Source organism: Bradyrhizobium xenonodulans, from assembly GCF_027594865.1.
Lineage (GTDB): Bacteria > Pseudomonadota > Alphaproteobacteria > Rhizobiales > Xanthobacteraceae > Bradyrhizobium > Bradyrhizobium xenonodulans.
Map to the genome: position 1 here is coordinate 6,509,386 of NZ_CP089391.1, position 15,353 is coordinate 6,524,738.

16 protein-coding genes are annotated in these 15,353 nt (G+C 66.6%); 10 read left to right on the plus strand and 6 right to left on the minus strand.

The window, feature by feature from the left end:
• Positions 1-51: 51 nt before the first annotated feature.
• Together I3J27_RS30950 and I3J27_RS30955 are read right to left on the minus strand one after the other, a co-directional pair.
• The gene (locus tag I3J27_RS30950) at positions 52-861 is read right to left on the minus strand and encodes a 3'(2'),5'-bisphosphate nucleotidase CysQ (RefSeq protein ID WP_270162647.1); all 810 of its coding nucleotides are present in this window, start codon (positions 859-861) and stop codon (positions 52-54) included.
• Positions 848-2,239, minus strand: coding sequence for a TldD/PmbA family protein (locus I3J27_RS30955; protein ID WP_270162648.1), 1,392 nt, complete (start codon positions 2,237-2,239; stop codon positions 848-850). The genes I3J27_RS30950 and I3J27_RS30955 overlap by 14 nt, the downstream gene beginning before the upstream one ends.
• 264 nt (positions 2,240-2,503) lie before the next feature.
• On the opposite strand from I3J27_RS30955, the gene I3J27_RS30960 reads away from it, so the two are divergent.
• Positions 2,504-3,022, plus strand: a complete 519-nt coding sequence (locus tag I3J27_RS30960) for a DUF6101 family protein (protein ID WP_270162649.1) — start codon at positions 2,504-2,506, stop codon at positions 3,020-3,022.
• A gap of 121 nt (positions 3,023-3,143) precedes the next feature.
• Here the strand turns inward: I3J27_RS30960 and ubiA are convergent, their stop codons facing one another.
• Positions 3,144-4,100 carry a 4-hydroxybenzoate octaprenyltransferase gene (gene ubiA / locus I3J27_RS30965; protein ID WP_270162650.1) on the minus strand — a complete coding sequence of 319 codons (957 nt, stop codon included), beginning with the start codon at positions 4,098-4,100 and terminating at the stop codon, positions 3,144-3,146.
• 141 nt (positions 4,101-4,241) lie between these two features.
• Positions 4,242-4,901, minus strand: a complete 660-nt coding sequence (locus I3J27_RS30970) for a hypothetical protein (protein WP_270162651.1) — start codon at positions 4,899-4,901, stop codon at positions 4,242-4,244.
• Positions 4,902-5,112: 211 nt separating this feature from the next.
• Here I3J27_RS30970 and I3J27_RS30975 point away from each other — a divergent pair, with 211 nt between their 5' ends.
• The 8 genes from I3J27_RS30975 to I3J27_RS31010 all read left to right on the plus strand — a co-directional run bounded on the left by I3J27_RS30975 (position 5,113) and on the right by I3J27_RS31010 (position 13,864).
• On the plus strand, positions 5,113-5,862 hold the full coding sequence (locus I3J27_RS30975) for a 16S rRNA (uracil(1498)-N(3))-methyltransferase (RefSeq protein ID WP_270162652.1): 750 nt from the start codon (positions 5,113-5,115) through the stop codon (positions 5,860-5,862).
• A 343-nt stretch (positions 5,863-6,205) separates the two neighbouring features.
• Positions 6,206-7,357, plus strand: a complete 1,152-nt coding sequence (locus I3J27_RS30980; protein WP_270162653.1) for an ATP phosphoribosyltransferase regulatory subunit — start codon at positions 6,206-6,208, stop codon at positions 7,355-7,357.
• A gap of 4 nt (positions 7,358-7,361) precedes the next feature.
• On the plus strand, positions 7,362-8,339 hold the full coding sequence (gene hisG / locus I3J27_RS30985) for an ATP phosphoribosyltransferase (RefSeq protein ID WP_270162654.1): 978 nt from the start codon (positions 7,362-7,364) through the stop codon (positions 8,337-8,339).
• 100 nt (positions 8,340-8,439) lie between these two features.
• A complete protein-coding gene (locus tag I3J27_RS30990; protein ID WP_270162655.1) occupies positions 8,440-9,477 on the plus strand; it encodes a glycosyltransferase family 2 protein in 1,038 nt (345 codons plus the stop codon).
• The gene (locus I3J27_RS30995; protein WP_270162656.1) at positions 9,474-10,319 is read left to right on the plus strand and encodes a ChbG/HpnK family deacetylase; all 846 of its coding nucleotides are present in this window, start codon (positions 9,474-9,476) and stop codon (positions 10,317-10,319) included. Before I3J27_RS30990 ends, I3J27_RS30995 begins: the two co-directional genes overlap by 4 nt.
• 126 nt (positions 10,320-10,445) lie before the next feature.
• Positions 10,446-11,282 (plus strand): DUF2076 domain-containing protein, encoded by an 837-nt coding sequence (locus tag I3J27_RS31000; protein WP_270162657.1) that lies wholly within the window; start codon positions 10,446-10,448, stop codon positions 11,280-11,282.
• Positions 11,283-11,464: 182 nt separating this feature from the next.
• Positions 11,465-11,980 (plus strand): hypothetical protein, encoded by a 516-nt coding sequence (locus I3J27_RS31005; RefSeq protein WP_270162658.1) that lies wholly within the window; start codon positions 11,465-11,467, stop codon positions 11,978-11,980.
• 96 nt (positions 11,981-12,076) lie between these two features.
• Entirely contained in the window at positions 12,077-13,864 is a 1,788-nt protein-coding gene (locus I3J27_RS31010) for a caspase family protein (protein WP_270162659.1), read from the plus strand.
• 7 nt (positions 13,865-13,871) lie between these two features.
• Here the strand turns inward: I3J27_RS31010 and I3J27_RS31015 are convergent, their stop codons facing one another.
• Entirely contained in the window at positions 13,872-14,354 is a 483-nt protein-coding gene (locus I3J27_RS31015) for a MaoC family dehydratase (RefSeq protein WP_270162660.1), read from the minus strand.
• The gene (locus I3J27_RS31020; protein ID WP_270162661.1) at positions 14,354-14,806 is read right to left on the minus strand and encodes a MaoC family dehydratase; all 453 of its coding nucleotides are present in this window, start codon (positions 14,804-14,806) and stop codon (positions 14,354-14,356) included. The genes I3J27_RS31015 and I3J27_RS31020 overlap by 1 nt, the downstream gene beginning before the upstream one ends.
• 181 nt (positions 14,807-14,987) lie before the next feature.
• Between I3J27_RS31020 and I3J27_RS31025 the strand changes: the two genes are divergently transcribed.
• Positions 14,988-15,284, plus strand: coding sequence for a DUF4282 domain-containing protein (locus I3J27_RS31025; protein WP_270162662.1), 297 nt, complete (start codon positions 14,988-14,990; stop codon positions 15,282-15,284).
• Positions 15,285-15,353 lie beyond the last annotated feature (69 nt).

Genomic DNA, 15,353 nt, shown 5'->3' on the forward strand with positions numbered 1-15,353 from the left:
CCTAACGGGCTGCCCGGCAAAGCAGTGTTCGACAAGCACGACGGCAGCGCTTCAGGCCAAGGGACGGTTTCGAAAATGCGCGACAATGCCCGCATGACGATCTCGCCCCGCTGCCACCAGCACCCCGTGCGTGACTTCCCGGCGGTTATAGAGGATGGGATCTCCGGAGAGGTCGCTCATCCTACCATCCGCTTCCTGCACGATCAAATCGGCCGCTGCAAGGTCCCAATCATGGCTGTTGCCCCCCGCAAAAGCCGCATCCAGCACGCCGTCGGCGACCCGGCACAGGCGGAGCGCGAGCGAGCCGATTCGCGGATGCAGCTTGACCTCGCCGCCCGCGGTATTGAGTCGCTCGACCATCGGCTTCGGGCCGGCGACGCGGGAGAAGTCGAGCGCCGATCCGCCCGCCGCGCGCACGGCCTTGCCGTTCAGCGTCGTGCCCTGCCCGCGGGCCGCGAAGAAGAACTCGTCGCTGGCCGGCGCGAACACCGCACCCAGCACCGGCGCGGCATCCTCGACCAGCGCGACGCTGACGCACCATTCGTCGTGGCCGCCCAGATAATTGCGGGTGCCGTCGATGGGATCGACCACCCAGGTCAGCCGCCGCGACAGCCGCGAGGAATCGTCGGCGCTCTCCTCCGACAGCCAGCCATAATCGGGCGTCGCCTCGCGCAGCCGCGCTTCGAGCAGATCGTTGACGGCGATGTCGGCTTCCGAGACCGGCGAGGACACGCCCTTGGTCCATTTCTTCAGCTCGGTGCGGAACATCGACTGCGCGAGCGCGCCCGCTTCCCGCACCGCGTCTCGCAGCAGTGCCGCATCCCGCGCCAGGATCATTTCGTGCGCGTCAACGTCCGCCAAGCGTCAAACCCTCGATGCGCACCGTCGGCGCATTGATGCCGTAGCGGAACTCGAGATTGTTTGCGGGCTGCATCGACTTGAATATCTCGAACAGATGGCCCGCGATCGTCACCTCGCTGACGGGATAGGTGAGCTCGCCGTTCTCGATCCAGAAGCCGGAGGCGCCGCGGCTGTAATCGCCGGTGACGCCGTTGACGCCCGAGCCGATCAGGTCGGTGACGTAGAAGCCCTGCTTGATGTCGGCAATCAGCTCGGTCGGCGTCGGCGTGCCGGGCTCGAGATGCAGATTATATGGCCCGGGCGAGGGCGAGGACGACACGCCGCGATGGGCGTGGCCGGTGGTGGTGAGGCCGAGCTCGCGCGCGGTGGCGCAGTCGAGCAGCCAGGTGGTGAGCACGCCCTCGTCGACCAGCGCGATTTTCTTCACCGCGACGCCCTCGGCGTCGAAGGTCTGCGAGCGCAGGCCGCGCTTGCGCAGGGGATCATCGATGATGCGGATGTTTTTCGAAAACAGCTGCTGGCCGAGCTTGTCCTTCAGGAAGCTGGTCTTGCGCGCGATCGAGGCGCCGTTGATGGCGCCGACGACATGGCCGACCAGCGAGCCGGCAACGCGCGGATCGAACACGACGGGCACCTTGCAGGTCTCGACCTTGCGCGGATTGTAGCGCGCCACGGTGCGCTCGCCAGCGGAACGGCCGACGACCTCCGGCGACAACAGATCGGCCCCATGCGGCGCCGAGGTGAAGTCGTAGTCGCGCTCCATGCCGGTGCCTTCGCCGACGATCGCGGTCGCCGAGATGCCCTGGCTGGAACGCAAATAAGAACCGTGGAAGCCGGTAGACGTGACGAGCACCATGCCGCCCATGCCAGCGGAGGCCGACGCGCCTCCGGACTTGGTCACGCCCTTCACAGCGAGCGCGGCGGCCTCGGCCTCGAGCGCACGGCGCTCGAGCTCACTCGTTGCGGGCACATCGGGATCGAGCAGATCGAGCTCGGGGAAGTCGCGCGCGAGCAGCGCGGGATCGGCGAGGCCGACATATTTGTCATCGGGCGCGACACGCGCCATCGCAACGGCGCGTTCGGCAAGCTTGGTCACGGCATCGCCGCTGGCGTCATTGGTCGAGACCACCGCCTGGCGCTGGCCGACCAGCACGCGCAGGCCGACGTCGTCGCCCTCGGAGCGCTCGGATTCCTCGACGCGGCCGTCGCGCACCTCGACGCCCTGCGAGACGCCGCGCACCGCGACCGCATCGGCCGCATCGGCGCCGGCCCGCTTCGCCGCCTCCACGAGCCGCTGCGCGAGATCGGAGAGCGCGGACTGATCGAACAGGTCGCGATTGGCCTTTGGCGAAAGCGTCGAGCTTGGTGAAGGGTTCACAAACGAAATCCTGTTGGGGCGGGGTTCGGGACCGGAACCCACAGATGTGCCCAATTGATGCGGACTTCAAGCATTTTCACCCCGCAAAAAGCTCAGATTCGCGTCTTGCGCGCAACGTCTCGTCAATCATGTGCGCCAAGGTCTTGTCAATCATGAGCGGCGGTGACACTGGGTTAACCAGCCTTTTTAAGCGGTTTCCGCAAAGCGCGCGCTAAGGTCCTCGCATCGACCGGGAACATAATCCCGGCGGGGAGAACTAAAGCCGTGAGGCGTCAAACAGCAACATGCGGGGTCGCTCCCGCCGGGTCGGGCCGCAGTCTGCGGCTCGACCCTCTTTCCCTTCCGGTCCGCTTCGATGCGCACGATCCGCGCGCCGACGGACATGTCCGGCAGATCGAGCTTCATCGCGAGCGTGTCGTGCTGCGCCGTGCCGTCCGCGGCATGCAGATGGCGATCAACGTCCGCGTCAGCGACTTCACCGGCGTCGCGCTGCGCGGCAACGACGAGGCGCAGACCCTCGTCCTCGTTCATCGCGATCCCTCGCTCTCCGTTCCGCTGCTGGTCAGCGCCGATGGCGACGAACTCACCGAGGCCTGGGCGATCTGGAGCGAGCTGTTCGCGCTTCCGCAGCTCGACGAAGGTGCACGCAAGCCGGCAGCGCGCCGCCGCCGTGCCAACGCGATCCGGGCCCGCCGCCCGAAATTCCTGATGCGCCGCCGCACCGGCATGGTGCGCGAGCTGCCGGTTCATCGCGAAGAGCGCGAGATCATCGCAAGGAATTAGTCGGCAATCACAGGTGACGTAGGGTGGGCAAAGCGCAAGCGTGCCCACCTTTTTTGTCAATCATTGCGAGATGGTGGGCACGGCGCAAGTGCGCCTTTGCCCACCCTACGACAGCTACGAATTACGCCGCCCGCATCACCGCGTCCGCCAGCAATCCCGCAAACAGCAGCGCCCCCGCGTACTTGTTCGAGTAGAACAGGCGCTTGCACAATTCCGGATCGTCGATCCGCAGACGCACGATCTGCGAGGCCAGATGCACGGCGAAGGCGGCAAGCCCGAACCAGGCCGGCCAGCGCGCATCGCCGGAGGCGAGCGCGACGCCGATCAGTATCACCGCAAGCCCGTAGAACAGGATCAGCGCCTGGTGCGTGTGCGCGCCGAACAGGCGCGCGGTGGACTTGATGCCGATCAGCGCGTCGTCCTCGGCGTCCTGATGCGCGTAGATCGTGTCATAGCCGATCACCCAGGAGATCGCGCCGGCATAGAGCACCAGCGCGGTCAGCTCGATGCGGCCGAAGGTGACGGCAAATCCCATCAAGGCGCCCCAGGAGAAGGCGAGGCCCAGCACGATCTGCGGCCACCAGGTGATGCGCTTCATGAAGGGATAGATCGCAACGATCAGCAGCGAGGCGATGCCGGTCGCAATCGCGAAGCGGTTGAACTGGAGTAGCACCACGAGCCCGGTCAGCGCCTGCGCGACCATGAAGACCAGCGCCTGCTTCGTGGTCACCTGCCCCGACGGCAGCGGCCGCGAACGGGTGCGCTCGACCTTGTCGTCGAGATCGCGGTCGGTGATGTCGTTCCAGGTGCAGCCGGCCCCGCGCATCACGAAAGCGCCGATGAAGAACAGGATGATGGTGAGCGGCAGCCGGCTGACGTCATGCGCCATGGCGGCGGCGAGCGCCGCCGACCACCAGCACGGCATCAGCAGAAGCCAGGAGCCGATCGGACGGTCGAAGCGCGACAGCCGCAGATATGGCCGCGCCCATTGCGGCGCGAGCGTATCGACCCAGTTGCCGGTGGAATCGGCAACGCGGGCGGATGTGCTAGTGCCCAGTTTTCGAAGTTCGTATTCCATCGCGGCGTATTCCGGTACGAACTTCGAAAACTACAAGGGCACGAGCAAGAAATTATAATTCACGTGCCGCTTATCGATTTGAAGTTCCTATGAGGATCTCGCGGCAGACACCGTAGGAACTTCAAGTCGGCGGCACATGTATCATCGGGTGAGGACGTTGCCGTTGAGCGTGTCGAAGGTGCTGCCACCCTTCTTGCCGGCATTGGCTTCGGGCGCCGAGCCCGAGCCCAGCACTTCGCTCAGCGACGGACCAGCCGGCCCGCGCGGCTGGTTCTGCATCTGCTGCGCCACGTTGCAAACCTTCGCCTGCATGGCCTCGGTGTTCTTATGGCCGTCCTTCATCTGCCCGCCGACCTGCGGCGGGATTCCGCATTTGGCCGCGTTGGCCTCGATGTATTTGATCATCTTGGATTCGGCCTGGCTGAAGTTGCGGATCAGCTTGCAGGCCTCGTCCGGCTGAGCGTGACGGTCGCTCGCCGCCTTGATCAGCTTGCCGCGCTTCTCGGCCTCCTCGCGCAGAGGCATGAAGGCCTTCATGCAGTCCTCGCCGGCACCGCCCTGCGTCGGCGGGGCCGCGCTGAACGCACCGGCGCCACCGACAGGCGCTGCGCCGTTGACGGGGAAGGACGATTGCGGCGCCGTACCGACGGACGCGGTCGGCGCCGAGCCGTTGACCGGCGGAAACGCGGAGCTGGACGCGGCCTGTCCGGGCAACGGCGCAGGGAATCCCTGTGCGTGGGCGCCCGCGGCTCCCATGGTGACCATGGCGGCAGTGATCGGAACCATCAAATGACGGATCATCAAGATAGTCTCTCCGGCAGGAGCTTACGGGGTTCGGCGTCTTCTCAATTGAAGCGCAACCAGCGTGCTCGCGATTCTACGATTCCCGCCGGCCCTTAACAACCCGTCGAATAGGGCAAGAGCGCGGCGTGCCGACGCACCAATCTGGCAATATTTACCCCCGAAATGGCGGCTTTCGGTTAATACCGGCGGCAAATTGGACCTTTGAACGATGCCCTCCCACGATTTTCGCGCCCCCCGCCTGTTCGTCGATGCCCCCCTTTCCCAGGACGCCAGGGTTCCGCTGGACCGGGACCAGAGCAATTATCTCGGCAATGTGCTGCGGCTGGCCGCCGGAGCCGAGGTTTTGGCGTTCAACGGCCGCGATGGCGAGTGGCAGGCTGCCATCGAGGGCCGCAAGCGGCCGGACGGCCTCGTCATCCTCCAGCAGACCCGGGCCCAGGACCAGCTCGCCGACCTCGCTTACGTCTTCGCCCCGCTCAAGCATGCCCGGCTCGACTACATGGTCCAGAAAGCCATCGAGATGGGCGCCGCCGCGCTTCAGCCGGTCCTGACCCGGTTCACCCAGGCCTCCCGGGTCAACACCGAGCGGATGCGCGCCAATGTCGTCGAGGCGGCCGAGCAATGCGGAATTTTGAGCATCGCAACTGTTGCCGAGCCGGTGACGCTGGACCGCTACCTCAGTCAGCGCCCCGCCGACCGCCTTCTGGTATTCTGCGACGAGGCGGCCGAGGTCCAAAACCCCATTCAGAGCCTGCAGGACGCCCGCGAGGCCGGCCAAGGTATCGACCTGCTGATCGGCCCCGAAGGCGGCTTTGCCGAGGAAGAGCGCGCGCTGTTGCTGCGCCAACCGAAAATCCTGCGGCTGGCCCTTGGTCCCCGGATCATGCGCGCCGACACCGCCGCGGTGGCGGCGCTGGCGCTGGTGCAGGCCGTGCTGGGCGATTGGGGCGGTCCCTAACGTGGCAATAACGAGCCGGCAACCGCTTCCCAAAAGGTTTGCTCATCTCGTTTGCCGTCCAAGCATGCTCTTTCCGCCTGCTTGTTTGCGTGGGATGCGGCCGACGGACCATGAACAATCGCGAGCTCATGCGCCGTGCGCTGGACCTCAATCCAGAAATCATCGTCGGGGGGTGCCGTCATGACGCCACCTTGCCACGGGGACTAAATTAGGACAGCCCCAATTGCTGCACCCCCGTTAAACCATTGTGCCCATTGGAGGTCGAAACCGCTTTCGGGCCATGCTAAGGGCTGCGCTAATCCCCTTGCCCTGCCCGGTTCCACCGGGACGATGGACCCCTGTGATGACCGCGACTGCCACCTCAAATGCTGCCGGCTCTGCCGCCTGGGCGGATACGCTGCTGTTGTCGTTCGCGCAGGCCGGTTACGTCAGGGCCGAGCCCGCCATCCTGCAACCGGCCGAGCCGTTCCTGGACCTTTCCGGCGAGGACATCCGCAAGAGCCTCTATTTGACGACGGACCTGTCCGGCGAGGAGCTCTGCCTGCGCCCGGACCTGACCATCCCCGTCGCCCGCGACTACCTCACCTCCGGTCGCGCGGGCCAGCCGGCCGGGTTCAGCTATCTCGGTCCGGTGTTCCGTTACCGCAGCGGCCAGGCCAGCGAGTTTCTCCAGGCCGGCATCGAATCGTTCGGCCGCCAGGACCGCGCCGCAGCCGACGCCGAGATGCTGGCGCTGGCGCTGGAAGCAACCGCCGCCTTCGGTGTCCGCGACGTCGAGATCCGCACCGGCGACGTGGCGCTGTTCAACGCGCTGCTCGACGCGCTCGACCTCTATCCGGTCTGGCGCCGCCGCCTGGTCAAGGACTTCAACCGCAAGATCAGCCTGGAAAAAGACCTGGAGAAGCTGGCGGCCGCGACCACCGCGACCCGCAGCGAATATGAGGGCGTGCTCGCCGCGCTCGCCGGCTCCGACCGCAAGGCGGCGCTCGCCTTCGTCACCGATCTGATGTCGATCGCCGGCACCACCAATGTCGGCGGCCGCACCACGGCCGAGATCGCCGACCGCTTCCTCGAGCAATCGACGCTGAAGGGCGGCGCGCTGCCGCGCGAGGCCATCGCCGTGCTCAAGCGCTTCCTGTCGATCGCAGGCAATCCCGACGATGCCGTCGCCGAGCTGCGCGCGCTCACCACGGACGCGAAGCTCGATCTCACGGCGGCCATCGACCAGTTCGAAAGCCGGGTCGGCTTCATGGCGGCGCGCGGCATCGACGTGAAGCAGACGCGCTTCTCGACCGCGTTCGGGCGCGGCCTCGACTATTACACCGGCTTCGAATTCGAGCTGCACCACAGGGGCAATGGCGCCGAGCCATTGGTCGCCGGCGGCCGCTATGACGGGCTGATGACCCAGCTCGGTTCGGTCGAGCCGATCCCCGCGGTCGGCTTCTCGGTCTGGGTGGACGCGCTGACCCGGATCGGCCGCAAGGTGGGAGCTTAAAATCATGAGCGCGCCGTTCGTTCTGGCCGTTCCCTCCAAAGGCCGCCTGCAGGAAAACACCGAGGCCTTCTTCGCCCGCGCCGGGCTGAAGCTGTCGAAGGCCGGCGGCGCGCGCGACTATCGCGGCACGCTCGCAGGCCTCGACAATGTCGAGGTCGCCTATCTCTCCGCGAGCGAGATCGCCTCGCAACTGTCCCGCGGCCTCGCGCATCTCGGCGTCACCGGCGAAGACCTGGTGCGCGAGAACATCGCGGATGCCGACAAGCGCGTGTCGCTGATCGAAGGGCTCGGCTTCGGCTATGCCGACGTCGTCGTCGCGGTGCCGCAGGCGTGGATCGACGTCCGCACCATGGCCGACCTCGACGACGTCACCACCGGCTTCCGCGAGCAGCATCACATGCGGATGCGGGTCGCGACCAAGTTCATCAACCTCACCCGCGCCTTCTTCCAGAGCCAGGGCATCACCGATTACCGCATCGTCGAAAGCGCAGGCGCGACCGAAGGCGCGCCTGCGGCCGGCAGCGCCGAGCTGATCGTCGACATCACCACGACCGGTGCGACGCTCGCCGCCAACGGCTTGCGGGTGCTGGACGACGGCGTCATCCTGCGCAGCCAGGCCAATCTGGTGGCGTCGAAGGATGCCGACTGGTCGCCGCAGGCGCGGGAGACCGCGCGCGTCATCCTCGATCACATCGCAGCACGGGCACGGGCCAACAAATACCGCGAGGTCCGCACCCGCTTCCGGCAATGCGACGCGGCCCTGCTCGGCGAAGCCCATGAGCGGTTCGGCGTCGAGGCCCCGTTCGGCGGGCCGACCTCGTCGGGCATGCTCACGCTGCACTGCCCGCCGGGCCAGCTCTATGCGCTGGCGAGCTTCCTGCGCGAGCACGGCGCCGAGACCGTCTCGGTGGTCTCGCTGGATTATGTATTCGACCGGGAGAACCCACTGTTCGCCAGGCTCGAGGCATTCCTGCGGCAGTGAGCCCAAAGTTTTTTGGACGGCTCCGTTCAGCGTAGCGACAGCAAACGGCAGCTACCATATGCTGCTCCGATGACATTGAACGCCTCTGGAACCTTGATCGATGACGCTGGGCTCTGACGTTTCCGGCATGACGGCCACCGCAGGCTCCGCCGCCGCGAAGGGGATGTCGATCGTCGTTCCCGTCTACAACGAGGCGGCGGGCCTCGCCGCCCTGCACCAGCGCATCTGCGATCTCGCGAAAACCCTGCGAGAGCGTTATCGCCTCGCCTGCGAGGTCGTCTATGTCGACGACGGCAGCGCGGATGCGACGCTGTCGATCGCCCGCTCGCTGCCGGCCGATGCGATCGACGTCCAGGTCGTTTCGCTGTCGCGCAATTTCGGCAAGGAGGCCGCGCTGATGGCCGGGCTCGACCATGCCCGGCTCGGCGCCGTCATGTTCATGGACGGCGACGGCCAGCATCCGCCTGTTCTGGTCGAGCAGCTCGTGCGGCACTGGATCGAGGACGGCTATGACGTCGTCTATACCGCCAAGGCCCATCGCGACAACGAGCCCTTCCTGCGGCGGCTCGCCGGGCGCGGCTTCTACGCGCTGATCAATTGGGGCGCCCGCCAGAAAATCCCCGAGGACGCCGGCGATTTCCGCCTGCTGTCGCCGCGCGCGGTGGCAGCACTCAGGCAGCTCCCGGAGCGCAACCGCTTCTTCAAGGGCCTCGCAAGCTGGATCGGCTTCCGCCAGATCCGCGTCGACTACGAGCCCGCGCCGCGCACCCACGGCGTGACGACATTCAGCGCCGCGCGTCTGCTCGGTCTTTCGATCGAAGGGGTGACCTCGTTCTCGGTAGCGCCGCTGCGCTTCGCCAGCCTGCTCGGCGTCATCCTCGCCGGCGGCGCCTTCCTGTTCGGCCTCTCGATCCTGTGGGAGGTCTGGACCACCGGCAAGCAGGTGCCCGGCTATCCTTCGCTGGTGATCGGCCTGATGACGATCGGCGGCGTGCAGCTCATCATGATCGGCATCGTCGGCGAATATATCGGCAAGATCCTCTCCGAGCTGAAGGCGCGTCCGATCTATTTCGTCGCCGAGCACAGCGAAAAGCATGCCGAGGCAGACGACGCCGCAAAGCGGACGGCGGCCGAATGAGCGCGGCCGCGGGCCTGCGGCGGATCTGGCTCTGCGCCGACGATTACGGCATCAGCCCGGGCGTCAACCGCGCCATCCGCGACCTCATCGAACGCGGCCGTCTCAACGCCACCTCGGTGATGATGGTCGGACCTGCGATCGAGCGCAGCGAGGTGGAAGCGCTTCAGGCTTCGGCAAAGGACAGCCCGCGCTGCGCGATCGGATTGCACGTGACGCTGTCGGCGCCGTTCCGGCCGCTCACCATGCATTTCCGCCCGCTCGACGGCGACATGTTCATGCCGTTTCCGAAGCTGTTGCGCGCAGGCCTTGCGCGCACGCTCGACCGCGAATTCTTTCGCAACGAGGTGAAGGCGCAGCTCGCCGCCTTCACCGAAGCGTTCGGTCGCGTGCCCGACTTCGTCGACGGCCATCAGCATGTGCAGCTCTATCCGCAGGTGCGCGACGGTTTTGTCGACGCGGTCAGCGAAGTCGCGCCGAACGCCTGGGTGCGCCAGGGCGGCCGCGACCTGCCGCTGGCGCAGCGGCTCGCTTCACCAAAGGCCATGGTGCTCGATATCCTCAGCGCGCAATTCCGCCGCCGTGCCGGCAGCGCCGGCCTCGGCTTCAACCCCGGCTTCGCCGGCGCCTATGACTTCACGCGGGCGGCCGATTTCGGCGAGCTGATGCGGCAATTCCTGGACGGCCTCCCCGACGGCGGCCTCGTGATGTGCCACCCCGGTTTCGTCGACGAAATCCTCACCGGCCTCGACCCGATGACGGATGTCCGCGAGCGCGAGCACGCCTATCTCACGGGCGATGCCTTCGCACGCCTGCTCACGGAACGCGGCGTCACGCTGGGGTGAAACCGGCGGAAAACAAGCGACGGGGGCAGCTTGTCGCATACCGAAATTTAATATGGCCGGCACTGTTGGGGCCACAATGGAACCCTACATCTGCCTCGCGCTTGGTTTGCGCGAGGGAGATTGATCATGACGCCGCAGGAACGCCAGCTCGTTGACGAGCTTTTCGACCGGCTTTCGAAACTGGAAAACGCACCGCGCGATCCCGATGCGATCGCCGCGATCTCCGATGGCCTGCGGAAGGCCCCCGGCGCTGTCTATGCGCTGGTGCAGACCACGCTGTTGCAGGACGAAGCGCTGAAGCGCGCCCATCACCGCATCCAGGAGCTTGAAGCGGCCCAAGCGCCCGAGCAAGCGCAGTCCGGCGGCTTCCTCGACACCATGCGTGACACGCTGTTCGGCGGCAGCCCCTCGCGCGGCTCGGTTCCGAACGTGCCGCCGCGGGAGCAGCGGCCGGTCTGGAACACCGGTCAGGCAATGCCGCAGACGCAGCCCGGCTACGGCGCGCCGCCGCCTTACGGACAGGCCTACGGCCAAGGCCCGGGTCAAGGTTATGGCGCTCCGCCGGTCGGCGGTGGCGGTGGCTCGTTCCTCGGCACGGCGGCGGCGGCCGCCGCCGGCGTCGTCGGCGGCTCGCTGCTGCTCTCCAGTATCCGCGGCATGATGGGCGGATCGCACCAGCAGGCGTTCGGCGACACCAATTCCCTGAGCGGCGACCGCAGTGCTGGTGGAAGTCCTTGGGGCGGCAGCGACCAGTCCGGCGGCTCGCTCGCGCGCGATGCCGGCCTCGACGACATCGGCTCGAACCGGGAGTCCCGCCAGGGCTTCCTCGACCATGCCTCGAACGACCGGGACAACAACAACGATCAGAGCTACGGCGACGACGATCGCGACAACGGAAATATGGACGTCGCCGACGACAGCGATTTCGGCGGCGGCGACGACGGCGGCAGCGATTACGCCTGATCGCAGCCCAACCTCTCGGCAACCTGAACGAACGGCCGCCCCATGGGCGGCCGCTTTCGTTTCAGCGGTATCTATGTCTCTTGCGTGCAATTCGTCACATAAGTCCGCACCGCTTCGTGCTCGGTCTTGGACAGGCGCGACGCCGCCGCTATGATGCAGCCTTTCGGACGGGGAGACTTGCAATGCGCATGATTTGCCTGACTGCCTCCATCATTTTTATTTTTGCGTTGCACGCGAGCTGCGCCTTCGCCGCACCTGCGGGCATCTTGAACAAGACCATCACGATCTCCTTTGCCACCACCGGCATGGCCAAATCGCCCGACGGCCGGTCGAAGGGCTTCACCACCAAGTTGTCTCGAACCATCTACGTCAGCAGCGCCGGACGCCTGTTCAGCCGCTACCGGGCCACCAACCGTGGCGGTGACCGGAGTGGCGAGATTGCGCCGGGCCAGGGTAAGGCCAGCGTGAGCTTTCAGGGCGACCGGCTGGTCGCCGTGATCCCCTTCGAGGTCGGCGCGCGCCAGGTCACCGTGACCTTCGATCCCAGCTACTCCAGCTGTTCGGTCAACGTGATCGAGGGCCATAGCGGCGGTGTGATCCGCCGAAAGGGGCCGAACGGCGTGATGTACGAGCTCTCCGGCGTGACCACGACGTCGCCGAGTTGCTCGATCCAGAGCGGCAACGCCTTCGCCAGTTAAGGTTTCCGGTGGCCGGATGACCACCGGCAGCGTCCAGCGGTTGTTTGGCCATCCGGCTTTTGATAGGGACTCTCATTGCACCCGCGGAGACGATCCGTGCGATCCGCCTTTTTCTTTGTCCTCGCTCTGATCTTGTCGATCTCCACCGACGCGGCCTGGGCCGGCAAGCGCGTCGCGCTGGTCATCGGCGTCTCCGCCTACAAGCAGGTGCCGCAGCTCACCAATCCCGCGCGCGACGCCGATGCGATGACGGCGCTGTTCAAGAAGGCCGGCTTCGACGCCGTCGACAACAGACGCGATCTCGGCATCTCCGAGCTGCGCCGCGCCATCCGCGACTTCTCGGCGACGTCGCAGGATGCCGACGTCGCGGTGGTCTACTATGCCGGCCACGGCATCGAGGTCGACGGCGCCAACTATCTGGTCCCGGCCGACGCCAAGCTCGCGAGCGATTTCGACATCGAGGACGAGACCATCTCGCTCGACCGCGTGATGCGCGCGCTCGACGGCGCCAAGCGGCTCAAGCTCGTCATCCTCGATGCCTGCCGCGACAATCCCTTCGCCAACAGCATGAAGCGCACCGTCGCCAGCCGCGCGATCGGGCGCGGACTTGCCAAGGTCGAACCTTCGATGTCCGACACGCTGATCGCGTTCGCCGCCAAGGCCGGCGCGGTGGCGAGCGACGGCGACGGGCAGAACAGCCCGTTCGCCACGGCGCTGGTCCGCAACATCGCCGAGCCCGGGCTGGATCTGCGGATCGCATTCGGCCGCGTGCGCGACGAGGTGCTGAAGGCAACCGGCAATCGCCAGGAGCCGTTCGTCTACGGATCGCTCGGCGGCGATACGGTCGCGCTGGTGCCGCGCGTTGCCGATCCTGAAGCCGAAGCACGCGTCGATTACGAGCTGGCGGCGCAGGTCGGCACCAGGGAGACATGGGATTCCTTCCTGGCCAAACATCCGACCGGCTTCTTCGCCAACCTCGCCCGCGGACAGAACAGCAAGCTCGAGGCAGCCCAGCAGGGCCGTGCCAAGGCCGACGACGCCAAACGTCAAGCCGACGAGCTGGCGGCTCAGAAGGCCACGGACTTCCGCCGGCAATTGGAAGAGCAGAGCGCGCGCCAGACCGCGGAGGCCAAGCAGAAGCTTTCCGAGCAGGCCAAGCGCGACCTCGACGAGGCACGGGCGCAGATCGCCGAGCAGGCCAAGAAGGAGCTGGACGAGGCAAGGCGGCAGGCCGAACAGGCCCGGCAGCAGGCCGATGCGGCCCGGGTGCAGGTCGACGCCGCAAGGCGCCAGGCGGCCGCCGATGCGCAGGTCCAGGTCGAGCAGGCGAGGCGCGATGCCAAGGCCCAGGCGGACAAGGCTCAAGCCGACAAGGCCCAGACGGAGAAGCTGGCGGCGCTCACGCCGAACCAGCCGCCCTCGCCCGAGCCGCCTCCTGCCGCGCCGAAGATGGATCCTTCCGATATCGCGCGACTGCTCCAGGCCCATTTGAAGCGGGTCGGCTGCAATCCCGGCAATGTCGACGGCAAATGGGATGACGGCTCGCGCAATGCGCTGGAACTCTTCAACAAGAGTGCCGACACCCGTTTCGACGTGAAGCTGGCGAGCCTCGACGCGCTGGACTCGGTCCGCAGCAAGACCGACCGGGTCTGTCCGCTGGTCTGCGCCAAGGGGCAGCGCGCCGAGGGCGATCGCTGCGTCCAGATCGGCTGTTCGAGCGGTTATGTCCTCAACGCCAGCGGCGCCTGCGAGAAGCGGCCCGAGCCGGCACCGAAGCCCAAGACCGCGACGCGGCAGGAGCCCGCCGCACCGCGCAGCGCGCCGGCGCCTCGCGGTGGCGGCGGCAAGTGCTTCTCGTTCGGCGGCAAGACCTATTGCGAGTGAGGTCTGCTCACGCGCCCTTCGCGCGCATCGGCACGAAGGCGCTGGCGCTGATGGCGTAGACCTCCTCACCGCGCTGGTTGGTGCCGGTGGTGCGCGCCGTCAGGATGCCCCAGCCGGGCCGCGAAGCCGATGTGCGCTTGTCGACGACGACGTTGACGTAGTTGATCGTGTCGCCCGCGAGCACCGGCCTGATCCAGCGCAGGTCGCGAAAGCCCGGCGAGGGACCCCACACCGCAATCTCCTCGCCGCGCGAAGCGGCCTCGCGCGCCTGGCGCTGGCCGTCCGCGACAAGCAGGCTCATGCAGGCCGAGCCGACATGCCAGCCCGAAGCGGCGAGCCCGCCGAACAGCGAGTTCTTGCCCTCCTCCTCGTCGAGGTGGAAACGCTGCGGATCGAATTTTGCGGCGAAACTCTTGATGGAGTCCGCGGTGAACGTGTAGGTGCCGATCTCGCGGCGGTGGCCGATCTCGATCTCCTCGAAGAACGCCATCAGACCGCTCCCTCGCGTCGCTCGATCAGGATCGGCGAGGTCATCTCGCACAGCGCCTGCCCCGCCGCGTTACGCGCGGTGCATTTGAACTTGACGATCCCGAGCTCGGGGCGGCTCTTCGAGGCGCGCGCCTCGAGGACGTCGACATCGAGTGTCAGGTCGTCACCCGGCCTGAGCGGCGACAGCCAGCGCACCTCGTCGACGCCGGGCGAGCCGAGCGAAGCGGCGCGGGTAATGAAACCGTCGGCCATCATCCGCATCATCAGCGAGCAAAGGTGCCAGCCCGAGCCGGACAGGCCGCGCAGCATGCTCTTGCCGGCGGCCTCCTCGTCCAGATGCATGGGTTGCGGATCGAACTCGGCGGCAAAGGCCAAAATCTCGTCGCGGGTGACATGGCGCGGGCCGAATGTTCCGAACCGGCCGGGCGGGAAATCTTCGAAGGTCAGGGTCATCTTGGGATCACTGGCGGAAATGACAGATTGTGGCCGCACTTTGCGGCAATCTCAACCCGCCGGCCCGCATGGCTCGTGCTACATTCGCCGCGGCGGCCTGGTCTGAGTCGGCCGGCCCGCGTCGGGTCGACCAGGGGCTGCGGCGTGGTTTGACAAGGCCCGATTTGTGTTGGGGAGAGCAATGTTTTCATTCAGCGACCTGTTTCAGTGGGACCGCTTCATCACGCCGACGATCATCAAGACCTTCTACTGGCTGGTGATCGCGCTGATCTGCCTGTTCGGCCTCTCCGGCATCTTCTCAGGGTTAGCGACCATGGCGATCAGCCCGTTCGGCGGCTTCCTGCTGCTGCTGTCGTCGATCGCGAGCGTCGTCGTCGGCATCGTGTTCTCGCGCATCGCCGCGGAACTGATCCTGATCGTCTTCCGCATCAACGAGCATCTCGGCGCGATCCGGGATCAGGGCGGCGGGATGCGGTGAGGCGGCCATAGGTGCCGTAGGGTGGGCAAAGCGAAGCGTGCCCACCTCTTCTTTCGCAGCGAACGAACG